General features: G+C 61.0%; 3 protein-coding genes. 2 read left to right on the top strand and 1 reads right to left on the bottom strand.

All coding sequences use genetic code 11. From position 1 onward, the window contains the following. Positions 1 to 485 (bottom strand): hypothetical protein (locus ACSHXH_RS19075; RefSeq protein WP_435673383.1); only part of this gene is annotated, 485 nt, incomplete at its 3' end. Between the two features lie 88 nt (positions 486 to 573). Here ACSHXH_RS19075 and glnE point away from each other — a divergent pair. Further along, the gene (gene glnE / locus ACSHXH_RS19070) at positions 574 to 3,294 is read left to right on the top strand and encodes a bifunctional [glutamate--ammonia ligase]-adenylyl-L-tyrosine phosphorylase/[glutamate--ammonia-ligase] adenylyltransferase (protein ID WP_435673382.1); all 2,721 of its coding nucleotides are present in this window, start codon (positions 574 to 576) and stop codon (positions 3,292 to 3,294) included. Continuing rightward, positions 3,291 to 3,443 (top strand): redoxin domain-containing protein (locus ACSHXH_RS19065; RefSeq protein ID WP_435673384.1); only part of this gene is annotated, 153 nt, incomplete at its 3' end. The genes glnE and ACSHXH_RS19065, both read left to right, overlap by 4 nt.

Raw genomic sequence — 3,443 nt, 5'->3', positions numbered from 1 at the left:
TTCCAGCCGCGTTCCGGCGCGTTAATGCCGTATCCGACGAACACCAGATCGCTGTTGGCAAGCTGCGTGCGCTCGTCTTCGCGGTAGGTTACACCGGTCCATTCGCTGCCGTAATCATAGACCAGATCGGTTTCGCCATTGGTGATGGTGAGCGGCGCGAAGTTGTTGCCGGTAATCTCAACCAGCGGAACTTCTTGCACCCAGCTATCCCCATTGCCCGGCTCAAGCCCCGCGGCTTCAAAACGTTCCGTCAGCAATGCGACTGTTAGCTCTTCGCCTTCGGTTCCGGGCATCCGGCCACCGAATTCGTCTGTTGAAAGCTGGCGGGTGATGTCGATCATAGTCGCTTCGGAAATATCGCCTGCTTCGACTTCAGGGATATCCAGTGCGGGGCCAGCATCTCCGCCGGCGAGCATCCCGTCGCACCCGGCCAGTGCCAGCGCGCCGGCGGCCAATGCGCCTAAAGCTATCGCGCGTTTGATCATCGAAAGTTCCTCTCGTCTTGTAATTTCGTTGCGCTTCCTTCGCAGATGGCCTTGCGGGTCGCAAGCCGCTTGGCCAAGGATGGCGGTGATGACGACACGCTCAGACTATGACTGGCACGAAGCGATTGCACGGGCGAAGGCTCATGCTCCGTTTCTGTCACGCGCGCTCGACCGCCAACCGGAACTGGCCGCAATGCTTGAGCGCGGAGAGAGTGAAGAGGCGCTTGTTTGGGCGCGGGAGCGGGGCGGCGGAGAAGACATCGGCGCGGGATTGCGCCGTCATCGTTTGGCGCTCGCTACAAGTATTGCGATAGCCGATCTGGCAGGGGCATTTCCGCTGCCGAAAGTCCTCGCCGAACTGAGCGACTTCGCCGACCATGCGCTCGACACCGCAATTCGCACAGCCATCACCGAACGCACCGGAGAGCCCGAACCAAGCGGGATGATTGCGCTGGCGTTGGGCAAACAGGGCGCGGGAGAGCTCAACTATTCTTCCGACATTGACCCCATCCTGCTCTACGACCCCGACACTTTGCCGCGCCGTTCGAAGGATGAGCCGGGTGAGGCGGCGCAGCGTTACGCACGGCAAATCGTGAAGCTGCTGTCGGACAACACCGCCGAAGGATATGTGTTGCGGGTCGATCTGCGCCTACGCCCGGCGGCTGAGGTTAGCCCGCTCGCTGTGCCGCGCGGATCGGCCTTGGCGCATTATCAAGGGCAGGCGCTGGCGTGGGAGCGCGCCGCGTTCATCCGCGCGCGAGCAGCGGCGGGCGATGTTGCGGCTGGGGAGACATTCCTCGCCGAGATCGCTCCATTTGTGTGGCGGCAAGCATTGGATTTTGGCGCGATTGAGGAAATCCGCGAACTGACGCTGAAGATCAGGCAAAGCTATGACGGCCCCAAAGTGCCCGGCCCCGGATTTGACGTTAAACGCGGGCGCGGTGGCATTCGAGAGATCGAATTTTTCGCACAAACGCATCAGCTAATCCATGGCGGTCGTGATCCATCGCTTAGAGTGCGCGGTACCCGCGCCGCGCTCGATGCGCTGGCGCTCCAAGGGCATATTGAGGCCGATCACGCACAGGTTCTGGGCGAAGGATATGACCGCCTCCGGACAATCGAGCATCGGTTGCAAATGGTGAATGATCGCCAGACGCACAGCCTGCCTGATGGCGAGGCTTTGGACGGGGTAGCGCAGCTTGATGGACTGGCTGATGGAGCGGCGCTGATTGCGGAGCTGACCGATCTGACTGAGCGGACCGGACGCATTTATGAAGGACTGATTGGGGAGGAGCAGGTCGCAGCGCCTGCTGTTCAGGCTCCAACCGACTTCGCTCTCTATTTACGTGAATTAGGATACGCGCACCCAAACAAATTGGCCAAGCGGATTGATGAATGGCGCGATGGCCGGTTTGCGTCGATCCGTTCGCCTCAAGCGCTCGAAGCGTTTGACCGGCTGCTGCCTGACTTGCTTGAGGCGATTGCCAAAGGCGATGATCCCGCCCGCGCATTGACTCGGTGGGAGACGATTCTTGACCGTGCACAATCGGCCATCACTCTGTTCCGCCTGCTGCTGGCGCGCCCGGAACTGATGGACCGCTTGGTCGCCGCCCTCACGCTCGCGCCGACATTGGCCGATGAGCTGGGCCGCCGCCCTGAATTGCTAGATGTGCTGATGGACCGCGAACCTTTGGCTCTGCCGGTAGAAGCATCTCAGCTGGCCGAACGGATTGAGCATGGCGCGGCGCGCGATGACTACGAGGCGAAGCTCGATTCGATCCGCTGGGTCATTAGTGAGGAACGCTTTTCGCTGGGGCTGCGGCTGGTTGAGGCGGAATATCCGCCCGACGCGATTGCGACGGTGCTGTCCGCCTTGGCAGAGGCCGCTATCACCGTTGCGGCCCGCGCGGCAGCCAAAGAATTTGCCCGCGCCCATGGAACAATTCCTGGCGGCGAGTTGGTGGTGTTGGGGTTGGGGCGGCTTGGCGGAGGCGCGCTTACTCATGCCTCCGACCTCGACATCATCTATCTGTTCACCGGAGATTTCTTGGCGCAGTCTGATGGCCCGCGCCCGCTGGGTGCGACGCTCTATTTCAACCGGCTCGCCAGCCGGGTCAGCGCAGCGCTTTCGGTGCCTACGGCGCAGGGCGCTCTGTATGAAGTCGATACAAGACTAAGGCCGCAGGGCAATCAGGGGCCGCTTGCCGTATCAATCGAGGCCTTCGCCAAGTATCAAAAAACCAGCGCGTGGACGTGGGAGCATATGGCCCTGACGCGCGCGCGGGTTCTGGTCGGCTCGGATCAGGCGCGCGCTGAGCTCGATCCGATCATATCGGACGTATTGCGGGCAAAGCGCGACACCGCGAAATTGCGCAAAGCGGTGCTGGAGATGCGCGTTGAGATGGCGCAGCATAAGCCAGCGCGCGGGCCGCTGGATGTAAAACTTTTGCGCGGCGGATTGGTCGATGTCGAGTTTCTGACACATTACCTGCAACTGCGCGATGCGCGCGAGCTATCAGCCAAAGCTCTCAATTCTCAGCTCGATATAGCGCTAGGCGAATTGGCTGAGATCGGCATGGTCGATCGTGAATTTGGCACTGCCTATGAGTTGATGACCAATATGCTGGTGGCGGGCCGCTTGCTCGCACCAGATTGCGCAAAACCACCCCCGGCAGCGGCAAAGGCCCTTGCCCGTGCGTGCGGGCGCGGTAGCTACGCGCAGCTGATGCGTGACTTGGCACAGGCGCGCGCAAACGTCGCGCGGTGCTGGGCCGAGATATTCGAACAGGAATTGGAGATTGAGACATGAGTGATTTTATGAGTGCAGGTAAGGCGATGCCCGACGTCGAAATGGGCACGCCCGATGGCGGCACGGTGAAACCGTCTGATTTTGCGGGCAAAAAGCTCGTGATCTTTTTCTATCCCAAAGACAACACGCCCGGCTGCACGACAGAGGCC

Origin of the sequence: Marivita sp., from assembly GCF_051251565.1 — a bacterium.
In the GTDB taxonomy this organism is placed as follows: Bacteria; Pseudomonadota; Alphaproteobacteria; order Rhodobacterales; family Rhodobacteraceae; genus Marivita.
The sequence above is the reverse complement of the archived record's forward strand: the minus strand, read 5'-3'. Positions and strand labels throughout refer to the sequence as shown.

What these genes read in the sequence shown, in the direction of transcription:
- glnE (WP_435673382.1), top strand. Translation starts at nt 574, where the DNA reads ATGACGACACGCTCAGACTATGACTGGCACGAAGCGATTGCACGGGCG.